Here is a 19,097-nt window from a genome sequence, read left to right on the forward strand (position 1 = left end):
CGAACGGGTTATTGCGTGAGCGCGGCCTGCAGGCGCTGCAACTTGCCTTTCAGCGAGCCATCGATGACGACATCGCCGGCATCGATGACCGCGCCGCCCAGCAGGTCGGGATCGACCGCCAGATCGACCGCGACCTCACGGCCAAAGCGCCGCCGCAGCGCCGCCTTGAGACTGGCCAGCTCTGCCTCGCCCAGCGCCGCTGCGGAGACGATCCGCGCCCGAACCACCTGTTCGGCGTCCAGCCGCAGCGCATCGAACAGCCCGGAAATCTCCGGCAGCAGCCCGAGGCGGCGATTGTCGAACAGCAGCCCGAGGAAATTGCGGAACGTCTCGTCGGCACCGTCCGGTGCCAGCAGCAGAATCGCCTCCTCGCGGGTCAGCCGCGGATGGCCGAGCAGGTGGGAAACCTGCGGATCGGCCGCCACGCGCGCGGCGAACGCCAGCGCGTCGGCCCAGGCAGGCAGCGCACCGGCATCACGCGCGACCGCAAAGGCGGCGCGGGCATAGGGGCGGGCGAGGGTCAAGGCCTGGCTCATCGATGCCCCCTCAGAGCTGGGCCGCCAGATCGTCGATCAGCGCCTTCTGGTCGTTGGCGTTGATCTCGCGCTGGAGCAGACGCTCGGCACCGGCAACCGCCAGGGCAGCCACCTGCTTGCGCAGTTCTTCCTTGGCACGATTGACCGCCGCCTCGATCTCGGCCTCAGCCAGCGCCTTCTGCCGGTTTGCCTCGGCAATGGCTTCCTGCTTGGCCTGATCGATGATCTGGTTGGCACGCTGATGGGCCTGGTCGATGATTTCATTGGCCTTGGCGCGGGCGGCCTTCAGTTCTTCCGCCGCCTTGGCATCGGCCATGGCCAGGCTCTTCTGCGCATTGTCAGCGGCCGCCAGGCCTTCGGCGATCTTGCGCTGGCGCTCTTCGATCGCCTGCATCAACGGCGGCCAGATGAACTTGACGGTGAACCAGATGAGGATCGCGAACGAGATCATCTGGCCCAGCAATGTCATGAAGGTCGGGTTCATGTCGTACCTTGGATGTCGAACGGACGCCACACCGTGGCGCCCGCTGGGCAACGCCGCGACGGCATGCCGCGGCGCAGTGCAGCCGGTGCGCGCATCTCGCCGCGCGCACCACGAACAGCCGGGATCAGGCGCCGGTCGCCGCCTGGACGGCGGCCAGCAGCGGGTTGGCGAACGCGAACATCATCGCCACACCCACGCCGATCAGGAACGCCGCATCGATCAGGCCGGCGAGCAGGAACATGCGGCCCTGCAGCATCGGCACCAGCTCCGGCTGACGGGCAGCGGCCTCGAGGAACTTGCTACCCATGACGCCGATACCAAGAGCGGCGCCCAGCGCACCCAGGGCGACGATGATGCCGATGGCGACGGCGGTGAAAGCCTGGACGTTGGCGATGAATTCCATGGTGAATCTCCGGTTTTGGTACTGAACAGTGTTGAAGGGGTGGAACGGTGAACAGCGAAACGCGGTGTGCCGCAGACGGCTTCAGTGATGCTCGTGCGCCATCGCCAGATAGACGACGCTCAGCACCATGAAAATGAAGGCCTGCAGCAGGATGATCAGGATGTGGAAGATCGCCCACACCGACTGGAACAGAACGCCGGGCAGGAAGGTCGCCCACGACATGAACAGCCCGGCGATCAGCATGAAGACCAGCTCGCCAGCGTACATGTTACCGAACAGTCGCATCCCTAGACTGACCGGCTTGGACAGGTACTCGACCAGGTTCAAGAACAGGTTCGGCACCGCCAGCACGATCTTGCCGAGCACGCCGTGGGCATGGAACGGCGCGGTGAACAGCTCCTTGACGAAGCCCCAGCCGCCCTTGGCCTTGATCGAATAGAAGATCACCAGCAGGAACACGGTGACCGACAACGCAAACGTAGTGTTGATGTCAGCCGTCGGCACCACGCGCAGGTAGGTATGGTGCGCCACCTCCGGCCCCGCCACCGCAGTGATCAAGGCAGCGGGAAGATCCAGCGGCAGCAAGTCCATCGCGTTCATGAACGCGACCCAGACAAAGATGGTCAGCGCCAACGGCGCGATGAAGCGGCGGTCGCCATGGAAGGTGTCCTTGACCTGGGAATCGACGAACTCGACCACCAGCTCCACGAATGCCTGGCCCTTACTCGGCACGCCCGAGGTCGCCTTGCGCGCATACAGCCACAGCCACAGGCAGGCCAGCAGACCCAGGCCCAGCGCGATCGCCCAGGAATCCAGGTGAAACCCGGCATCACCGGCGACGGTGGTGGTGTTGTGAGTGAGGTGGTGGACGATGTAGCCGGTCAGGCCGCCGCCTTCGCCACCTTCGGGAGCCAACCCCATTGCTTCCAGGATCACGCGTTCGTCCTCGTCGTACTGCGCTTTGCCACGAATCTCATCGACACCAGAAACGCCGCCGCGGCCATCGCCGCCCCAGCCAGCACCGACACCGGCGGCAGCTTCCAGACCGCCATCGCCAGGTACAACCCGACGACCACGATCAACCACTTGACCGCCGTCCCCAGCAGCAGGCGCGCGAGCGCGACGCCACCACTCGAGACACCCACTCCGAACGCTCCCCAGGCTGCCACCAGGCTTCCCAGCGCCAGCGTTCCACCTCCGGCCAGCGCCGCCAGGGCAGCGCGCGGCCCGAGGGTCATGCCGGCAGCGGCGGTCGCCAGCGCGGCGGCGACTTGGAAAGCCACCGCCCGCAGCGCCAGCCGCCAACCTGCCTTGGCGGAGTTCAGCACGCGGATGTTTCCCGAGCAGGACCAATGGAGAGGGTTGGCCGCCCCGGCGAGCGGCACCCCGCTCACCAAAGCCGCGAAAGTCTAACAGCCTGTCGGGCGGTGCGGCAACCGCCCGATCCACGGCGCTGAGCTCGACGTGGGCTGACAACGCCTGTGGGGCGGCGTTCAAACCTCGTCAAGCCAGCATGAGACCCGGCCGGCTCAGCCGCGCCGGGGCAGATACAGATCGGTGATGCTGCCGTCGTAGACCTCGGCCGCCATGCCCACCGATTCGCTCAAGGTCGGATGCGGGTGGATGGTGTGGGCGATGTCCTCCACCTCGCAGCCCATCTCGATGGCCAGCGCGATTTCGGCGATCAGCTCACCGGCATGCACGCCGACGATGCCGCCGCCGATCACGCGATGGGTGGCCTCATCGAACACCAACTTGGTGAAGCCTTCCGTGCGCGCCAGGCCGATGGCGCGGCCCGAGGCCGCCCACGGGAACTTGCCCACACCGACCTTGAGCCCCTTGGCCTTGGCTTCGGTCTCGGTGACGCCCACCCAGGCGATTTCCGGATCGGTGTAGGCCACCGACGGGATCACCCGTGCCACCCAGGATTTCTTGTGCCCCGCCGCGACTTCGGCCGCCAGCTTGCCCTCGTGGGTGGCCTTGTGCGCCAGCATCGGCTGACCGACCAGATCGCCGATGGCAAAGATGTGCGGCACATTGGTGCGCATCTGCGCATCCACCGGGATCAACCCGCGCTCACCGACACGCACGCCGGCTTTTTCGGCATCCAGCGTGCCACCGTTGGCACTGCGCCCGACCGCCACCAGCACGCGATCGAACAGCTTGGTTTCGGGGATGGACTCACCCTCGAACGTACAGGCAATCCCGTTTTTCTGCGCCTTTGCCTCGACCACCTTGGTCTTGAGGTGGATCGCCACGCCCTGTCTCGATAGACGATCGGCCAATGGCTTGACCAGATCAGCATCCGCGCCCGGCATCAGCTGCGGCATGAACTCGACCACGGTGACCTGCGCACCCAGTGCGCGATAGACCGTAGCCATCTCCAGCCCGATGATGCCGCCACCAACCACCAGCAGTGTCTTCGGCACTTCGGCGAGCGCAAGCGCATCGGTGGAATCCATGATGCGCGGATCGCCCCACGGAAACGCCGGCAGCTTCACCGGCTGGCTACCCGCGGCGATGATGCACTGGGCAAACCGCAACAGTTGGGTGCTGCCATCCGCCGCACTGATCTCAAGCTCGTGGGGCGAGACAAACTTCGCCACGCCTTGCACGACGCGCACCTTGCGTTGCTTGGCCATACCCGCCAGGCCCTTGGTGAGCTGGCCGACGACCTTGTTCTTGTAGTCACGCAGCGCGTCGAGGTTGATCGTCGGCGGGCCGAACTGGACGCCAAACTCACTGGCGTGCGCAGCCTGGTCGATCACTTCGGCGGCATGCAGCAACGCCTTGGACGGAATGCAGCCGACGTTGAGACACACACCACCCAGCGTGGGGTAGCGCTCGACCAGCACGGTGTCGAGACCGAGATCGGCGCTGCGGAAGGCGGCGGTATAGCCGCCGGGGCCAGCACCGATCACCACCATCGCGCACTCGATGTCGGCCTTGCGGCCCGAGACGGCAGCCGCCTGCGGTGCTGACGGCGCTGCCGCCGCTTTCGCAGGCGGGCTTGCGGGTGCGGGGGCGGATGCCGCCGGCGCAGGCGTCACTGCGACCGCCTCGGCGGCCGTTTCGATCAGCGCGATCACACTGCCTTCCGACACGGTGTCACCCAGCTTGACCTTCAACGCCTTGACCACACCATCGGCGTCTGCCGGCACTTCCATGGTGGCCTTGTCGGACTCCAGCGTGACCAGCCCTTGGCCTTTCTTGACCGTGTCGCCCACCGCCACCAGCACTTCGATCACCGGCACATCCGTGTGGCCGCCGATGTCAGGAACCTTGCTTTCGATCTCAGCCATGCGCGTTCTCCTTCGACTCAAAGCATGGCCCGACGCAGGTCGGCCAGCAGCTGCCCAAGATAGGTGGTGAAGCGGGCGGCATCGGCGCCATCGATCACCCGGTGGTCATAGGACAGCGACAGCGGCAGCATCAGCCGCGGCTGGAACTGCGTGCCGTCCCAAACCGGCTTCATCTCGGCTTTCGACACGCCCAGGATGGCCACTTCCGGCGCGTTGATGATCGGGGTGAAGGCAGTACCACCGATTCCGCCCAGCGAGCTGATGGTGAAGCAGCCGCCCTGCATCTGCTCGGGCTTGAGCTTGCCCTCGCGCGCCAGTGCCGCCAGCTCGCCCATCTCGGTGGCGATTTCCAGCACGCCCTTGCGATCGGCATCCCGCAGCACCGGCACCACCAGCCCATTCGGCGTGTCGGCGGCAAAGCCGATATGGAAATACTTCTTGAGGATCAGGGTGTCGCCGTCCAGCGAGGCGTTGAAATGCGGGAACGCCTTGAGTGCTGCAACGCAGGCCTTGATCAAAAACGCCAGCATGGTCAGCTTGCCCTGCCGGCCGGCGGCGATGGCCTTGGCATGCTCCTGGTTCAACGCCACCCGCAGCGCCTCCAGCTCGGTGATGTCGGCACTGTCGAACTGGGTGACATGCGGAATCATCGCCCAGTTCCGCGCCAGATTGGCGCCGGAAATCTTCTGGATGCGCGACAGCGGCTTGCTTTCGATCGCACCGAACTTGGCGAAGTCCACCTTCGGCCAGGGGATCAGGTTGAGTCCGCCGCCTGCCGTCGGCGCAGCCGCCGGCGCCGCTGTCACGCCGCCGGCCAGCGCCGCCTTCACGAACGCCTGCACGTCTTCCTTCAGGATCCGCCCACCGCGGCCGCTACCCCGAACCTGGAACAGATCCACCCCCAACTCGCGCGCAAACAGACGCACCGCCGGGCTGGCATACGGCACTTTGGTCGGCAGCACCGCGTCGGCCTCGAACCGCATCGGCGGAATCCCCGGCTGCCCCGGCTCGGCCACCGGTGCCAGCGCCGGCACCGGGGCCCCACCTTCCTCTGCAGTCACGGGCGCAGGTGCAGGTGCAGGTGCAGGTGCAGGTGCAGGTGCGGGTGCGGGTGCGGGTGCGGGTGCGGGTGCGGGTGCGGGTGCGGGTGCGGGTGCGGGAGACGATGCAGCGGCAGCCGCAGTCTCGCCACCACCCGCTTCATCCGCTTCGATCAGGGCCACCACCGTTCCTTCCGATACGGTGTCGCCGAGCTTGACCTTCAACTCCCGGACGATGCCGGAAAACGGCGACGGCACTTCCATCGTCGCCTTGTCCGACTCCAGCGTCACCAGCCCCTGATCCTTGCTCACCCGATCACCGGGCTGCACCAAAAGCTCAATGACCGGAACATCGGTATGCCCGCCGATATCGGGGACGCGCGCTTGCTTCAGCTCGGCCATGGTCGCCACTCCGCAACGAAGAAAGCGCTATGGGAACACATCCGGGCGCGATCGACAAACGACACGATCGACCGTTTTGTTTTATACCCGGATAATTTTTCAGGCTCGCACTATATCCGCCCGGAAACGGCGCATACCCCTGCGAAAAACCCGGTTTCACCCCCGGCAAAATGACCCAACATCTGCGCGTTCGATGCTGGGCCGCACCTCCCACCAGATCAACGCGCACCCATCGGACGCACCACAAAAGTGACCGGCACCTGCCCGGCGTGCTCGAACACCAGCGTGGCCTGCACCTGCATCCCGGCCGCAAGCGCCTGGGTCGGCTGGATGAACATCAGGTGATAGCTGCCCGGCTTGAGCACAACTTGGCCGTGTGCCGGCACGGTCAGGCCACCCGGCAATGCGCGCATCCGCATGGTGCCGCCCTCGGCGCGGGTTTCATGCAATTCCACCCGGGCCGCCAGCGGACTCTCCACCCGCACCAGGCGGTCTGGCTGGCTGCCATCGTTGATCAGAGTGAGGAACCCGCCGGCCACAGTGGCACCCGGCGGTGTCGCGCGCAGCCAGGGGTCTTGCACCCGAACCCCGGCACCCTGCGCTGCACATACCGACCAGACCAGCCCCAGGGCCAATGCGGTCGCGATCGTCTTGTTCATGGCATTGCCTCCTCGTCAGGCTGAAGCGAACCGGGTGCCGCATACCGCGGCACCCGGAATCGCTGGGCACACAACCACCTCAATAGGTGAAGTTGAGCTTCATCCGCCATTGAGCGCCACTATCGAATTGGCTCCAAATCGCGGGTGAAGACGAGGCAGCAAGCGCCTCGTCGTGCAGATACGTCGGTGATTTCAGAGCAGGATCGGCGGCCCGCGGGCACCCAGCCCGCGCAGACAGGGGGGGGGCGTGTGGCACGGCACTGCCGCGCGCTGGCAGTAGTGCGCGCGGCAGCATCGGCAATAGCCAGGCCAGCACCGCCAGCAGCAGCGGCGCCAGCGAGGCCAGCAGCGGGCAGTAGGCACAGGCGGCATCCGGCAGCGTGCCGGCCGGCGCGGGGGCCTTGCCCGCACCATCGTCGAACAGGCGGGCGGGCTTGGCCCAGGTCAGCCCATCCGTCGTGCACAGCGCCAGCACTGCATCCGGTGCACCCGCTGCACGGCTCTCCAGCCAGCGGCTGAGCGTCGGCATCACCGACACCAGCAGGATGGCCGCCAGCGCCAGGCGAGCCATCCAGAACTGGAACGGGCGGGAGCGCAGGATCATGGTGCGGGCAGCTTAGCGCACCGGTCAGAGCGCGCGGATGACCTCGATCAAACGCTCGACGGTCAGCCCGAAGTGCGGGAACAGCGCCTCGGCAGGCGCACTGGCGCCGAACGTGTCGATGCCCAGCACCGCGCCATCCAGGCCCACGTACTGGCGCCAGAACCCGGTGACGCCCGCTTCCACGGCGACGCGCTTGCGGCAGGCCTTCGGCAGCACCGATTCGCGGTAGGCCGCATCCTGGCGCTCGAACACCTCCACCGACGGCATCGACACCACCCGCACCGTCTCGCCCAGTGTTGCCGCGGCCTGCATGGCCAGCGCCACTTCGCTGCCGGTGGCAATCAGGATGACCTCCGGGGCGCCCACGCTGTCTTTGAGCACATAGCCACCACGGGCGATGGCCGCCACCTGGGCGGCATCACGCGGCTGATGCGGCAGGGTCTGCCGGCTGAACACCAGGCAGGAAGGCCCGTCCCGACGTTCCAGTGCGCAGCGCCAGGCCACTGCCGACTCGACCGCATCACAGGGACGCCAGACATCGTTGTTGGGGATGTAGCGCAGCGAGGCCAGATGCTCCACTGGCTGATGGGTGGGGCCATCCTCACCCAGCCCGATCGAATCGTGGGTGTAGACGTGCACGACCCGCAGCCCCATCAGTGCACTCATGCGCACCGCATTACGGGCGTAGTCGGAAAACACCAGGAAGGTGGCATCGAAGGGAATGAACCCGCCGTGCAGGGCCAGGCCGTTGCTGATGGCACTCATGCCAAACTCGCGCACACCGTAGTACACGTAGTTGGCATCCGGATCGCGGCTGGTCACCGACTTGCTGCCCTTCCACAGGGTCAGGTTGGAATGAGCCAGATCGGCCGAACCGCCGACCAGCTCCGGCAACTGCGGGGCGAACGCTTCGAGGGTGTTCTGCGAGGCCTTGCGGCTGGCAATCGCCGGGCCTTCCTGCTGCACACGGGCAATGAATGCCTCGGCGAGCGCAGCAAAGTTCTCGGGCAGCGCCCCGGACATCCGGCGTTCGAACTCCGCCGCCAACATCGGAAATGCGGCCTTGTAGGCAGCAAAGCGGGCCGCCCAGTCCGCCTGGGCCGCGGCGCGGTCGCGCGCACGCCAGCCGTCGTAGATGGCCTGCGGAATCTCGAAGGGCGCATACGGCCAGCCCAGCGCGGCACGGGTGGCGGCCACCTCGTCCTTGCCCAACGGGGCACCATGGCTGGACTCTTTCCCGGCCTTGTTGGGCGAGCCAAACCCGATCGTGGTGCGGCAGCAGATCAGGGTCGGGCGATCCGTGGACTTAAGCGCCGTCTCGATGGCGGTCCTGATTTCCACCGGGTCGTGGCCGTCCACGTTGCGAATCACGTTCCAGCCGTAGGCTTCGAAGCGCCGGGGCGTGTCGTCGGTGAACCAGCCGTCGGTATTGCCGTCGATGCTGATGTGGTTGTCATCCCAGAACGCCACCAGCTTGCCCAGGCCCCAGGTGCCGGCCAGCGAGGCCGCTTCGTGGCTGATGCCTTCCATCAGGCAGCCGTCACCCAGAAACACCCAGGTGCGGTGATCGACGATGGTGTGCCCGTCACGGTTGTAGCGCTGCGCCAGCAATTTCTCGGCCAGCGCCATGCCCACTGCATTGGCCAGCCCCTGCCCGAGCGGGCCGGTGGTGGTCTCCACGCCCGGGGTGACGTGATTTTCCGGATGCCCAGGCGTCTTGCTGCCGAGTTGGCGGAACTGGCGGATGTCGTCGATCGACACATCGAAGCCGGTCAGATGCAGCAACGCGTACTGCAGCATCGACCCATGCCCGTTGGACAGCACGAAACGGTCACGATCCACCCAGCCCGGGTCGGCAGGATTGACCTTCAGAAAGTCGTTCCAGAGCACTTCGGCAATGTCGGCCATGCCCATCGGCATGCCGGGATGGCCGGAGTTGGCGGCCTGCACCGCATCGATGGCAAGGAAACGGATGGCGTTGGCGAGGTCGCGGCGGCTGGGCGTCGTCATGGGTCGGGCGGATACGGGAAGGTGCGCTTATTGTCCCATCTCCGACCGGGCGCTGTCGCGACTGCCCCGAGCGAGCGTCGCGAGCGCATGACACTCGATTGATGCCAAGCACCCGATGCAAAGCCGCTCGCATCCATCCACCCACCCCAATGGGTGCGTCGTCAATTCAACGCCGGGGCCCCTGCCAGCCAGCACTGTGTGGCGCCGTGACACCTTGGACGGCATCAAACGCCTTAGCGCACGATGTCGTCCAGCTTCTCCGCAACGGCATCATCCAGGTCCTGCTGGCCGCTCTGCTTGGCAACCACCACCGCCATCGCCAGATCGCCGGTCACGTTGAGTGAAGTGCGGCACATGTCGAGGAACGTGTTGACGCCGAGGATGATGCCGATGCCCTCAGGCTTGAGTCCCACGATGCCGCAGATCATCGCAATCACCGGCAGCGAGCCGGACGGAATGCTGGCGGTACCGATGCCGCCCAGGATGCACAGGATCAGCACCAGCACCTGCTCGCCCAACGGCAGATGCATGCCGTAGACCTGCGCCAGAAACAGCACGGTGATGCCCTCGAACAGCGCCGAGCCGTGGTGGCTGGCCGATGCGCCCACGGTCAGCACGAACCGGCTGATCTTGCGCGGCAGCTTGAGGTTTTCCTCGCCCACCCGCAGCGTCACCGGCAGCGTCGCCGCCGACGAAGCGGTGGCAAACGCGGTCAATGAGGCTTCCTGCACACCGCGGAAAAAGGCGCGGACGCTCATGCCCCCCATGAACTTCACCCACAGTGGCAGCACCACAAAGCCGTGGATGGCCAGCGCCAGCACCACAGTGAGCACGAACCACCCCAGCCCGACCAGCACCTCCCAGCCCATCTGCGCGCACAGGATGAACATGAAGCAGGCCACCGCGTAGGGCGCCAGCTTCACGAACATGCCAATCAGGTGCATGCACACCTCAAACAGGCCGTGCAGGGTGTTCTTGAACGCCTGCGTCCCCGGCGTGGGCCGCATCACCAGGCCGACACCGAACATCAGGGCGAAGAACACGATGCCCAACTTCTTGCTGTCATCGCCCATCGCACCCACGATGTTGTGCGGGACGATGTTGACGATGATGTCGACCAGGCGCAGTTCCCGGCCTTTTTCGACGATGGTGGTGGTCTTGTCGGCATTGCTGCTCAAGGCCTGCTCGACCATGGCCGGGTCCATGTGCACACCCGGCTGCAACAGGTTGGCCATGACTAGACCGATCAACACCGCGATGCCGGTCACCACCGCGGTGTAGGTCAGCGTGCGCCAGCCCAGCCGGCCAAGACTGGCCACATCGCCCAGTTCGGCCACGCCCAGCACCAGCGCCGAGAAGATCAGCGGCACCACCATCATGAACAGCAGGTTGAGAAAGATGGTGCCGAACGGCCGCGCCGCGTAGTCGATCACCATCCGCACCCACTCGGCATCCGGTGCCACCAGGTGCACGGCAATTCCCAGCAGGGTACCCAGCAGAAAGCCGATCCCCACTTTCAGATGCAGGGGCATGCCCTTGGCGGGCGCGGCAGCGGCAGTCTCGGTGGTGTGCATCGTGCGCGTGCTCTTAATCGACCGAATCAGACCGGCAGCTTAGCAAATGCCCTTGTGCCTGCTTGCCGGCTCAGTCCGGATACAGCGGTGGCAGCGGATCCATTGCCTCAGCCCGCGTCTGCCAGCGCGGCCCGCCTGCAAACGCACGCCGCAATGCAGCCAGCGCCGCCGCAGGTGCGCCGTTCCCCCACCGTGCCGCCTGCAACATCTGCACGGCCTGCACCTGTTCCGGCTGTGCCAGCCGGGCGCAGACGGCCTCCAGATCGGCCACCCCCGCAGCCGTGCGCAACGCCTGGGCGATTGCCTCCAGGTCGCCCTGATCCAGCGCCTGCGCCAGCGTCGGCCCACGCGCCACCACCGCCGATGTCGGCGCGGGCGACCGGGCGCGCCTGCGCCGGTGCGCATCGAGGGTGACCAGCACCAGACACAGGCCCAACCCCACCCACGGCAACCACCGCCAGTCATCGCCGACGTGCTTGTCTGGACTCGCTGGAGCCAGCGCCTTGTTGGCGGGAGACGGCAAGGTCGCAGGAGCCATCGGAGGTGTCGCCGGCTGCGTGACCGGCCCGGCCTGCCCTGCTGCCACCTGTAACCGCAACGGCGGCAGCGCCGCCACTTCGGCACGCCCGCGCTCGGCATTCCACCAGGGCAGCCGCGGCCCCGACAGCACGACCATGCCCGGCTGCTGCGGCACCAGCGCAAAACGACGCCGCACAAACGTCTGTGGCCGGCCATCGAGAAAGCGTTCTTCCACCTGCGGCGGCTCTGCGAAGACCTGCACCGCTGGCGATGCCGGCCATTCCAGCGCCGGCATCTGCGCTGCTGTGGCCCCATCCGCCTGCGCCTCCACGTCCACATTCACGGCAGTCCCGGTCACCGCCTGGGTGGGTGTGTGCAGATAACGCAGGTGCAGCGCATGGAGCGGCAGCCACGGCTGCGGCGCCGTGGCCGGGATCGGCTGCACGTCCAGCAGGATCGCCGGCGCGGCTGCCGACACTGGGGCGGTATCGAAATCACCCAACCATCCGCTTGCCCCGTCCGGGCGCAGTGCGTTCAGGCGCGCCCCCGGCAGCAGCAGCGACCCGCTGCGCTCCGGGATCAACAGGTAGCGCCGCTCGATCACGTGATAGCGCCGCCCGCCCAGCATGCGGTCATAGGTGAGATCCTCGCCCAGCCGTTGCAGGGTCATGCCCGGCGGCGCGTCCAGATCGAGCTGGCCGGACAGCAACGGGATGGCGTGATGCACCCGCACCGTCACTCCGACCGTCTGCTGCACGTAGGGCCGACGCGTGTCGGTGGCCATGTCCACGAACAGGTCAGACTCGGGCTGGGCCGGCTCCACCGTCGGCGGGCGCACCACCAGTCGCAGCGGTGCGGTGCGGTCGGCACCGACCTGCAACGCTGGCACGCTCCAGACCCCTGGCCCGCGCGGCCGCAGGCCCAGCGCAAACACGGTCTGTCGGCGCATTCGGCCATTCACCCATTCGAAGCTGCGGCGCACACTTTGGCCGCCCAGGTCGAAACTGGCACGCAACGGGGTCGTATCGATCTGCGTCACCGGCTGATCGGTGGCGATGTTGAGCGCCACCGTCTCGCCCATGCTGATCTGATCGCGATCCAGCCAGGCCCGAGTCTGCCCCAGCGCCACAAGCGGCAGTAGCAGCGCCATCAGCATCAGGCCGCGCAGCCAACACCTCATGGGCCCTCCCCCTGCACCTGCCGACGCTGCGCCTCCAGCCACAGGCGCGCCCGCAACAGGGCACCGGGATCGTCAGGCACACGCTGCAACCAGGCCTGATTGGCCAGCCGGCGCGCACGCTGCTCCGGGGTTTCCTGTCCAACGTGATCGGACTCCGCCGTCGTGCGTCTTCCCCCCGACTGCCGCGCCAGTGCGGCCTGCAGCCGTGCCCGCAGCGCGGCATCGGCCTGCGCCTGTTGCTGGGCCTGCTGCTGGACTTGCTGGCGTGTTTGCGATGCGGGTCGTGCCTGCGGTTGGGGGGATTCCTGCCGGCCTTGCGGGCGGCCCTGCACACCCGACCGCCCTTGCGAGTTCTGCTGCTCTTGCGAGTTCTGCTGCCCTTGCGGGTTCTGCTGGCTCTGCGAGTTCTGCTGCCCCTGCGAGTTCTGCTGGCCCTGCGGGTTTTGTTGCCCTTGCGCAGGCGGTTGCGACACGCGCTGCCGTTGGCGTGCAGCCTCGACCAGCGCCCGGTTGTAACGGGCATCGGCCAACCCGGGGTCCAACCGCAGCGCGCGGTCATAGGCGGCGATGGCCTCGTCGTATCGGCCCTGCTGCGCCAGCGCATTGCCCAGGTCGTATTGGCTGAGTGCATCCGGCAGCCCGGCAAACACAGCCGCTGCGCGCGCATAGTCGCCACGCCGGTAGGCCTCCACCCCCTGCTGCCGGCGCGCATAGGCGATCTGATCCGGGCGATGCCAGGCATCTCCCTGCACCGACGTCTGCGCCTGCGCCGGCAGCGACGGCCCCCACAGCAGCACCAGCACCGCCAGCACGCCCGCCCCACGACGCAGCCACGGCAGCAGGCAAAGCATTGCCAACGGCAACAGCCAGTAGCCTTCGTCCTGCCTGAGCCGTGCCGTGCCGTCGCCGGGTGCGGCCGACATCTGTCCCGGGTCCAGCACCCCCAGTGCCCGCAGGTCGGCATCGCCGGGACTGATCGGCTGGTATCGCCCGCCGCCACGGGCCGCCAACGTCTGCAGCGCCACCTCATCCAGTCCGCCGGAAGCGCGCCCCACGCCAAGCACCGACACCCGATATCCGTCCGCGCGAGCGCGGGCGGCCGCAGCAAACGCCGCCGGGTTGGCACGATCGGTCAACAGCAGGATCTCGCCACGGGGAAGCCCGGCTTGGCGAAGCAACTTCCGTGACCAGTCGATGGCCCGATCGACCCGATGCCCATCGGCCGGCATCACCTCCGGCGCCAGCGCATCCAGAAACAGGGCGACGTTGGCCGCATCGAATGTCAGCGGCGCCACGGTATACGCATCGTCAGCGAATACCACCAATGCAACTTCGCCACCCTGGCGTTGGCGCAGCAGCGTGGCCAGCTTGGCACGGGCCTGACTGAGCCGATCCGGTGGCAGGTCGCGGCCGTGCATGGCCTGCGACAGATCCAGCGCCACCACCAGCGGCTGCCGGTTCTGCCACAGCGGCTGCGCCCGCGTGTGCAGGCTGGGCCCGGCCAGCGCCAGGATCACCAGCGCCATGCCCACCCAGCCCAGCACGTCCTGCCATGCCCGGCCCAGGCCCTGTGGTTCACGCACCAACAGATGCGGCAGCAGATGCGCATCCACATCCTGCGCCCACCCGCCCCGTCGGCGAACGGCACGCACACGCCACCACGCCAGCAGCGGCAGCAACGGGAGCGCCAGCAGCCACAGTGGCCGAAGAAACTGCAGCTGCGACCACAGCTGGGCCAACTGCGCGCTCATGCCCGCCGCCCCCGCCAGATCGAAAGCAGCCCCAGCCCAAGCGCCGCCGCCAGCGGCCACGGATAGCGTTCCTGCATCGGTCTCACCACCCGGCCGGCATGCACCACGGGCTCCAGACGGTCGAGTTCGGCATAGATGGCGGCCAGTTCCTCGGTGTTACGCGCTCGGAAAAACCGGCCTCCGGTCAAGGCGGCAATCCGCGCCAGCCCCGCTTCGTCCACCTCGTCGCCGCCGCCCAGCGGGAGCTGGAATCCGAACACGGTCAGGCGGTCGCCCTCACCGCCGAAGGCGATGGTGTGGATACGCACGCCGGCATCGCGAGCGATGGCGGCCGCCTTCTCCGGTTCCAGCACGCCGGCGGTGTTGACGCCGTCGGTCAGCAAGATCAGCACGCGGTCACGCGCCGGCACCGATTGCAGGCGTTTGACCGCCAGCGCGATTGCATCCCCCAGCGCGGTCGCCCGCCCGGCCAACCCGAGCGCGGTGGTGGCCAGCTGCTGGCGCACGCTGGCCAGATCGGCAGTCAGCGGGGTGAGGACGTAGGCCCGGTCACCGAATACGATCAGGCCGACCCGATCGCCGCTGCGCCGGGCCAGGAAATCCGCCAGCACCGCCCGCGCCGCCGTCAGCCGATCGACCGGGCGCCCGCCGAGCACCATGTCCTCCTCACCCATGCTGGCCGACAGATCCAGCGCCACCATCAGCTCGCGTCCGGATTGTGGTGGGGCCAACGGCGGCCCCGGCTGCTGCGGCCGCGCGGCCGCCAGGCATAGCAACACCCAGGCCAGCCCGGCCAGCCACGGCACGCCGTGAACGGTGTCGGGCTGACCAGCGATCCGCTGCAGCGTGCCTGCCCAGGGCACCCGCAAGGCCGGGCCAGACATGTGCTGGACCGGCCACAGGCGGGCGACCCACCAGGGCAGCGGCACCGCCAGCAACAGCCACGGCCAGGCAAACACCAGCCCGTCCAGCGCCGGCCACAGATCCCCGACCGTCATGACCGCACCATCCACTGCACAAACCGCCGCCGTGCCAATGCGTGCAGCGCCGCCAACGCGGCAGGATCCACCTGCGGCCGGTACAGATCGTCGATCAGCAGGCGCCCAGGCCCGGCTGCGAACGCCGGGGGCGACAGCCCCTGGTCGAGCAGATGCAGCCAGGCCTCGCCTTGCAGTCGGTCGGCCTGCGGATCGAGCCGCCGGGCGGCACGGCGCAGCAGCGCCGAGATCGCGGCCAGCCGTTCTGCTGGCGTGCCGGCCTCGGCCACCACCTGATCGAAATATCGACGCCAGCGCGCCGCCTTGCGCCGCCTGCGCACAGACCAGATGGCGACAGCCACGGCCACCGCCAGCACCGCCGCGCCAAGCCACAGCCAGCCGGGGGCCGGCGGCCACCACGGTGGTGGCGTACCGGCCTGGACATCGCGCAGCGGCAACATCGGCGCCCCGTTCATCGCCGCCTCCCACGCGGGGTATCCAGCACCCCCAGCCAGGCATCGCTGTCCTGTTCGGATGACAGCACCGCCACCCGCACGCCCGCCTGCTGCAACATGGCCTGTGCCTGCGCCAGGGTGTGCGCGAACGTCTGCTGCCAACGTTGCCGAACCGAGGCCGTCTCCAGTGCCAACGCCACCCGGCTGCCATCGGCCAGCGCAAACATCCGCCGCGCCTGCGGTGGCTCCCGCTCAAGCGGATCGGTGAGCAGCACCGCGCTGGCATCGAACCGTGCCAGTGCCGCCCACTGCGCCGGTGCGACCGTGGCGATGCTGGCCGGATCGGCCAGCACCAATACCCGCGCCCCGGGCCGCAGCAGCCGCAGTGCATGCTCCACCGCCCGCCCAAGGCCTGCCTCCGCGTCGACCTCAGTCTGCGCCGGGGTGGCATACCAGCGCACCAGTGCATCCAGCACGCGCAAGACACCGCGCCGACCACCGGCCGGCGCCACCAGCGCGTCGCGGTGGCTGCCGCGCAACGCGGCCACACGATCACCGTCGCGCTGTGCCAGCCAGGCCATCACCGCACCGGCGCGGGCCGCCTGTACTGACTTGAACCGCACCCGCGTCCCGAAATAGAGCGCCGGCGCGGTGTCGGCCAGGATCAACGTGAGGCGTTCACGCTCGGCCTGGAACAGCTTGGTGTGCAGCCGTCCGCTGCGCGCGGTCAGCCGCCAGTCGATGTGGCGGGCATCATCCCCCGGCGCATACTCGCGCGATTCCGCGTATTCCATCCCGCGCCCGCGCAGGGTGGACAGGGCGTGCCCCTGCCATCCGTAGGCGCCACGCCGGGCCGGATGCCGGCCCTGCACGCGGGCGTGCAGCGCGATCAGCTCGGCCAGACTCGGCCGCACGCCATCCGCCGGCAGGTTCGCCGCTGCCGTGATCGCAGGCGTCCCGGTCATCACGCCTCCGTCCATCCGCTCAAGGCAGCGGCACCCGCCGCAGCAGCTCCTCCACCAGCCTGGCACCATCCCAGCCTTCGGCGGTGGCCTCGAAACTTGGCAGGACGCGATGCCGCAGCACGTCCGGGGCGACGGCATGCACGTCCTCGGGCGTGACGTAATCCCGCCCTTCGAGCCAGGCGCGCGCCCGCGCACAGCGTTCCAGTGCGATCGAGCCGCGCGGGCTGGCGCCCCAGGCAATCCGCCGCGCCAACGCAGCGTCGTAGCGCTCCGGGCTGCGCGAGGCCAGCACCAGCTCGATCAGATAGCGCTCCAACGCCGGCGCCATGTGGAGATCCAGCACCGCACGGCGTGCCGCAAAGACTTCGTCCTGGGTGATGTGCAGCGATGGCGGCGCAGCCACCGCCTGCAATGCACCGCGGGCGCGCTCGCGGGCCAGCCGCAGGATGCCGGCCTCGGCATCGGCCTGCGGGTAACCGATCCGCACATACATCAGGAAACGGTCGAGCTGCGCCTCCGGCAACGGGAACGTGCCTTCCTGCTCGATCGGGTTCTGGGTCGCCATCACCAGAAACAACGGCGGCAGCGGGTAGGTGTGTCTGCCGACGGTCACCTGTCGCTCACCCATCGCCTCCAGCAAGGCCGACTGCACCTTGGCTGGCGCACGGTTGATCTCGTCGGCCAGCAACAGGGAATGGAACACAGGCCCCGGCTGGAACTCGAAACGCCCCTCCTGCGGGCGCCAGACCTCGGTTCCGGTCAGGTCCGCCGGCAGCAGATCCGGCGTGAACTGCAAGCGCGCAAACGAGGCCTCCAGATGCCCGGCCAGCGCACGAATGGCGGTGGTCTTGGCCAACCCGGGCGCCCCTTCCACCAGCAAATGACCATCGGCCAGCAGGGCAATCAGCAAGCGCTCGACCAGCGCCGACTGGCCCAGGATGTCCTGCTGCAGCACGTCGCGCAGCTGCTGGAAGCGGGCGTGGAGGGACGCGGGCGGGGTCTGGGTCATGTCCATGCAGGGCTTGAGCTCAATCGGAAACGCAACCGGCCATTCGACCGCCACACCACGCAAAGGTTCGCTGAACTTGCCGGAAAACGAAACGGGAGCCTTACGGCTCCCGTTTCGTTCGCATCTGCACGTGGATCAGCGCTGCGCCACGCGCATGACCTTGGGGGTGATGAACACCAGCAGCTCGGCCTTGCTCTTGGTGCGATTCTTGTTCTTGAACAGGTTGCCCAGGATCGGCACATCGCCCAGGAACGGCACCTTGGAGATGTCGGTGGTGTCACTGAACTCATAGACACCGCCGATCACCACGGTCTGGCCGTCGTCCACCAGCACCGCGGTATTGACCTCGCGGCGGGCGATCTGCGGCACCTGGCCGAAGCTGCCCAGGCTGGTAAATAACCCGCGACTGAAGTCGCAGGCTTTATTGTGAAGCGCAGACATGGTTGCCCATATCCACACTCCCAACATCAGGCGTATTTACGACCGCCCTCGACAGCGGGGCACCGCTGCCGATCCGGGCAAGGTTCCGACTTGCGTTCAAGTCGCTGTGCGCCCGGAGACCACAGTGAGGGCACTCGAAACGATGTTTCGAGCGCTTCCCCAACTCTCCACAACACGAGCAGGTCTGGCTGGTGTAGGCCGGGTTGGCGTACTCGACGGCGATGCCCGCAGCCTTGGCCTTGTATTCGACGAAGGTCTGCAACTGTCGCCATGCCCAGCGGTGCAGGCGGCCACGCATGCGCTTGCCCGCCTTGATCCGCTCCCGGATATGCGTCAGGTCTTCCATCGTGATCTTGGCGATGCCGGCATCAATCGCCGCCTGAACAATGGCCTTGCTCGTTTCGTGGTTAATGTGCTTCACGCGCCGCATCTCCTTGCCGGAGACCTGCCGGAGCTTCTGTTTCGCGCTCTGGCTGCCGTTGGACTGAAGACGGCGGCGCAGGGCAAGGTAACGGTCGCGCTTGTCGCGCAATCGCTCGCCGCCGAAGACCCTGCCCAAGCTGTGGGCGGCGAGGTTGTTTTCTCCGACATCCACGCCCATCACGGGGCCGGAAGCCACAGGTTGCGCGTCGTCAGTCTCGACGACGAGGTTGAAGAACCACTGCCCTTTGCGCAAGACCAGCTCCGCCTCCTTCGGCTGGCCAGATCCGAGAATGCGACGCTGGTGTTCGCCGAGACGCATGGGCACGGTGATGCGCCCATCGAGGGTATAGAGCGAGACCGTCT

The 19,097-nt window shown here is 67.6% G+C and carries 18 protein-coding genes and 1 pseudogene; all 19 read right to left on the bottom strand.

All coding sequences use genetic code 11. The annotated features are described in order from the left end of the window. Positions 1-8: 8 nt before the first annotated feature. Entirely contained in the window at positions 9-536 is a 528-nt protein-coding gene (locus BUA29_RS05825; RefSeq protein WP_072755676.1) for a F0F1 ATP synthase subunit delta, read from the bottom strand. A 10-nt stretch (positions 537-546) separates the two neighbouring features. Further along, positions 547-1,020 carry a F0F1 ATP synthase subunit B gene (locus BUA29_RS05830; protein WP_072755677.1) on the bottom strand — a complete coding sequence of 158 codons (474 nt, stop codon included), beginning with the start codon at positions 1,018-1,020 and terminating at the stop codon, positions 547-549. A gap of 124 nt (positions 1,021-1,144) precedes the next feature. Continuing rightward, positions 1,145-1,423, bottom strand: a complete 279-nt coding sequence (atpE, locus tag BUA29_RS05835) for a F0F1 ATP synthase subunit C (RefSeq protein WP_072755678.1) — start codon at positions 1,421-1,423, stop codon at positions 1,145-1,147. Positions 1,424-1,504: 81 nt separating this feature from the next. Next, positions 1,505-2,344 (bottom strand): F0F1 ATP synthase subunit A, encoded by an 840-nt coding sequence (atpB, locus tag BUA29_RS05840; protein WP_072755692.1) that lies wholly within the window; start codon positions 2,342-2,344, stop codon positions 1,505-1,507. A gap of 11 nt (positions 2,345-2,355) precedes the next feature. Then, entirely contained in the window at positions 2,356-2,751 is a 396-nt protein-coding gene (locus BUA29_RS05845) for a hypothetical protein (RefSeq protein ID WP_072755693.1), read from the bottom strand. Positions 2,752-2,952: 201 nt separating this feature from the next. Next, positions 2,953-4,725, bottom strand: a complete 1,773-nt coding sequence (gene lpdA, locus BUA29_RS05850; protein WP_072755679.1) for a dihydrolipoyl dehydrogenase — start codon at positions 4,723-4,725, stop codon at positions 2,953-2,955. Positions 4,726-4,742: 17 nt separating this feature from the next. After that, the gene (locus tag BUA29_RS05855; protein ID WP_072755680.1) at positions 4,743-6,167 is read right to left on the bottom strand and encodes a dihydrolipoyllysine-residue acetyltransferase; all 1,425 of its coding nucleotides are present in this window, start codon (positions 6,165-6,167) and stop codon (positions 4,743-4,745) included. Positions 6,168-6,385: 218 nt separating this feature from the next. After that, positions 6,386-6,826: a copper chaperone PCu(A)C gene (locus BUA29_RS05860; RefSeq protein WP_072755681.1), complete on the bottom strand. Its 441-nt coding sequence runs from the start codon at positions 6,824-6,826 to the stop codon at positions 6,386-6,388. Between the two features lie 79 nt (positions 6,827-6,905). Then, entirely contained in the window at positions 6,906-7,430 is a 525-nt protein-coding gene (locus BUA29_RS05865; RefSeq protein WP_072755682.1) for a DUF2946 family protein, read from the bottom strand. A gap of 24 nt (positions 7,431-7,454) precedes the next feature. Further along, positions 7,455-9,440, bottom strand: a complete 1,986-nt coding sequence (gene tkt, locus BUA29_RS05870) for a transketolase (RefSeq protein WP_072755683.1) — start codon at positions 9,438-9,440, stop codon at positions 7,455-7,457. Between the two features lie 233 nt (positions 9,441-9,673). Next, complete coding sequence (locus tag BUA29_RS05875; RefSeq protein ID WP_072755684.1) at positions 9,674-11,014, bottom strand: dicarboxylate/amino acid:cation symporter; 1,341 nt, start codon at positions 11,012-11,014, stop codon at positions 9,674-9,676. Positions 11,015-11,084: 70 nt separating this feature from the next. Then, positions 11,085-12,713 carry a BatD family protein gene (locus BUA29_RS05880; protein WP_072755685.1) on the bottom strand — a complete coding sequence of 543 codons (1,629 nt, stop codon included), beginning with the start codon at positions 12,711-12,713 and terminating at the stop codon, positions 11,085-11,087. Continuing rightward, entirely contained in the window at positions 12,710-14,464 is a 1,755-nt protein-coding gene (locus BUA29_RS05885; protein ID WP_072755686.1) for a tetratricopeptide repeat protein, read from the bottom strand. Before BUA29_RS05885 ends, BUA29_RS05880 begins: the two co-directional genes overlap by 4 nt. Beyond that, positions 14,461-15,462: a vWA domain-containing protein gene (locus BUA29_RS05890; protein WP_072755687.1), complete on the bottom strand. Its 1,002-nt coding sequence runs from the start codon at positions 15,460-15,462 to the stop codon at positions 14,461-14,463. Before BUA29_RS05890 ends, BUA29_RS05885 begins: the two co-directional genes overlap by 4 nt. Next, positions 15,459-15,917, bottom strand: a complete 459-nt coding sequence (locus tag BUA29_RS05895) for a DUF4381 family protein (RefSeq protein ID WP_072755688.1) — start codon at positions 15,915-15,917, stop codon at positions 15,459-15,461. Before BUA29_RS05895 ends, BUA29_RS05890 begins: the two co-directional genes overlap by 4 nt. Next, positions 15,914-16,861 carry a DUF58 domain-containing protein gene (locus BUA29_RS05900; protein WP_072755694.1) on the bottom strand — a complete coding sequence of 316 codons (948 nt, stop codon included), beginning with the start codon at positions 16,859-16,861 and terminating at the stop codon, positions 15,914-15,916. The genes BUA29_RS05895 and BUA29_RS05900 overlap by 4 nt, the downstream gene beginning before the upstream one ends. 19 nt (positions 16,862-16,880) lie before the next feature. Next, positions 16,881-17,876, bottom strand: coding sequence for an AAA family ATPase (locus BUA29_RS05905; RefSeq protein ID WP_072755695.1), 996 nt, complete (start codon positions 17,874-17,876; stop codon positions 16,881-16,883). A gap of 129 nt (positions 17,877-18,005) precedes the next feature. Further along, positions 18,006-18,251 (bottom strand): annotated as a pseudogene (locus BUA29_RS05910) (type IV pilus secretin PilQ); the annotation flags it as partial. Between the two features lie 40 nt (positions 18,252-18,291). Further along, on the bottom strand, positions 18,292-19,097 hold an 806-nt coding region (locus BUA29_RS05915), incomplete at its 5' end, for an RNA-guided endonuclease InsQ/TnpB family protein (protein WP_218587159.1).

This window comes from Thermomonas hydrothermalis, assembly GCF_900129205.1.
In the GTDB taxonomy this organism is placed as follows: domain Bacteria; phylum Pseudomonadota; class Gammaproteobacteria; order Xanthomonadales; family Xanthomonadaceae; genus Thermomonas; species Thermomonas hydrothermalis.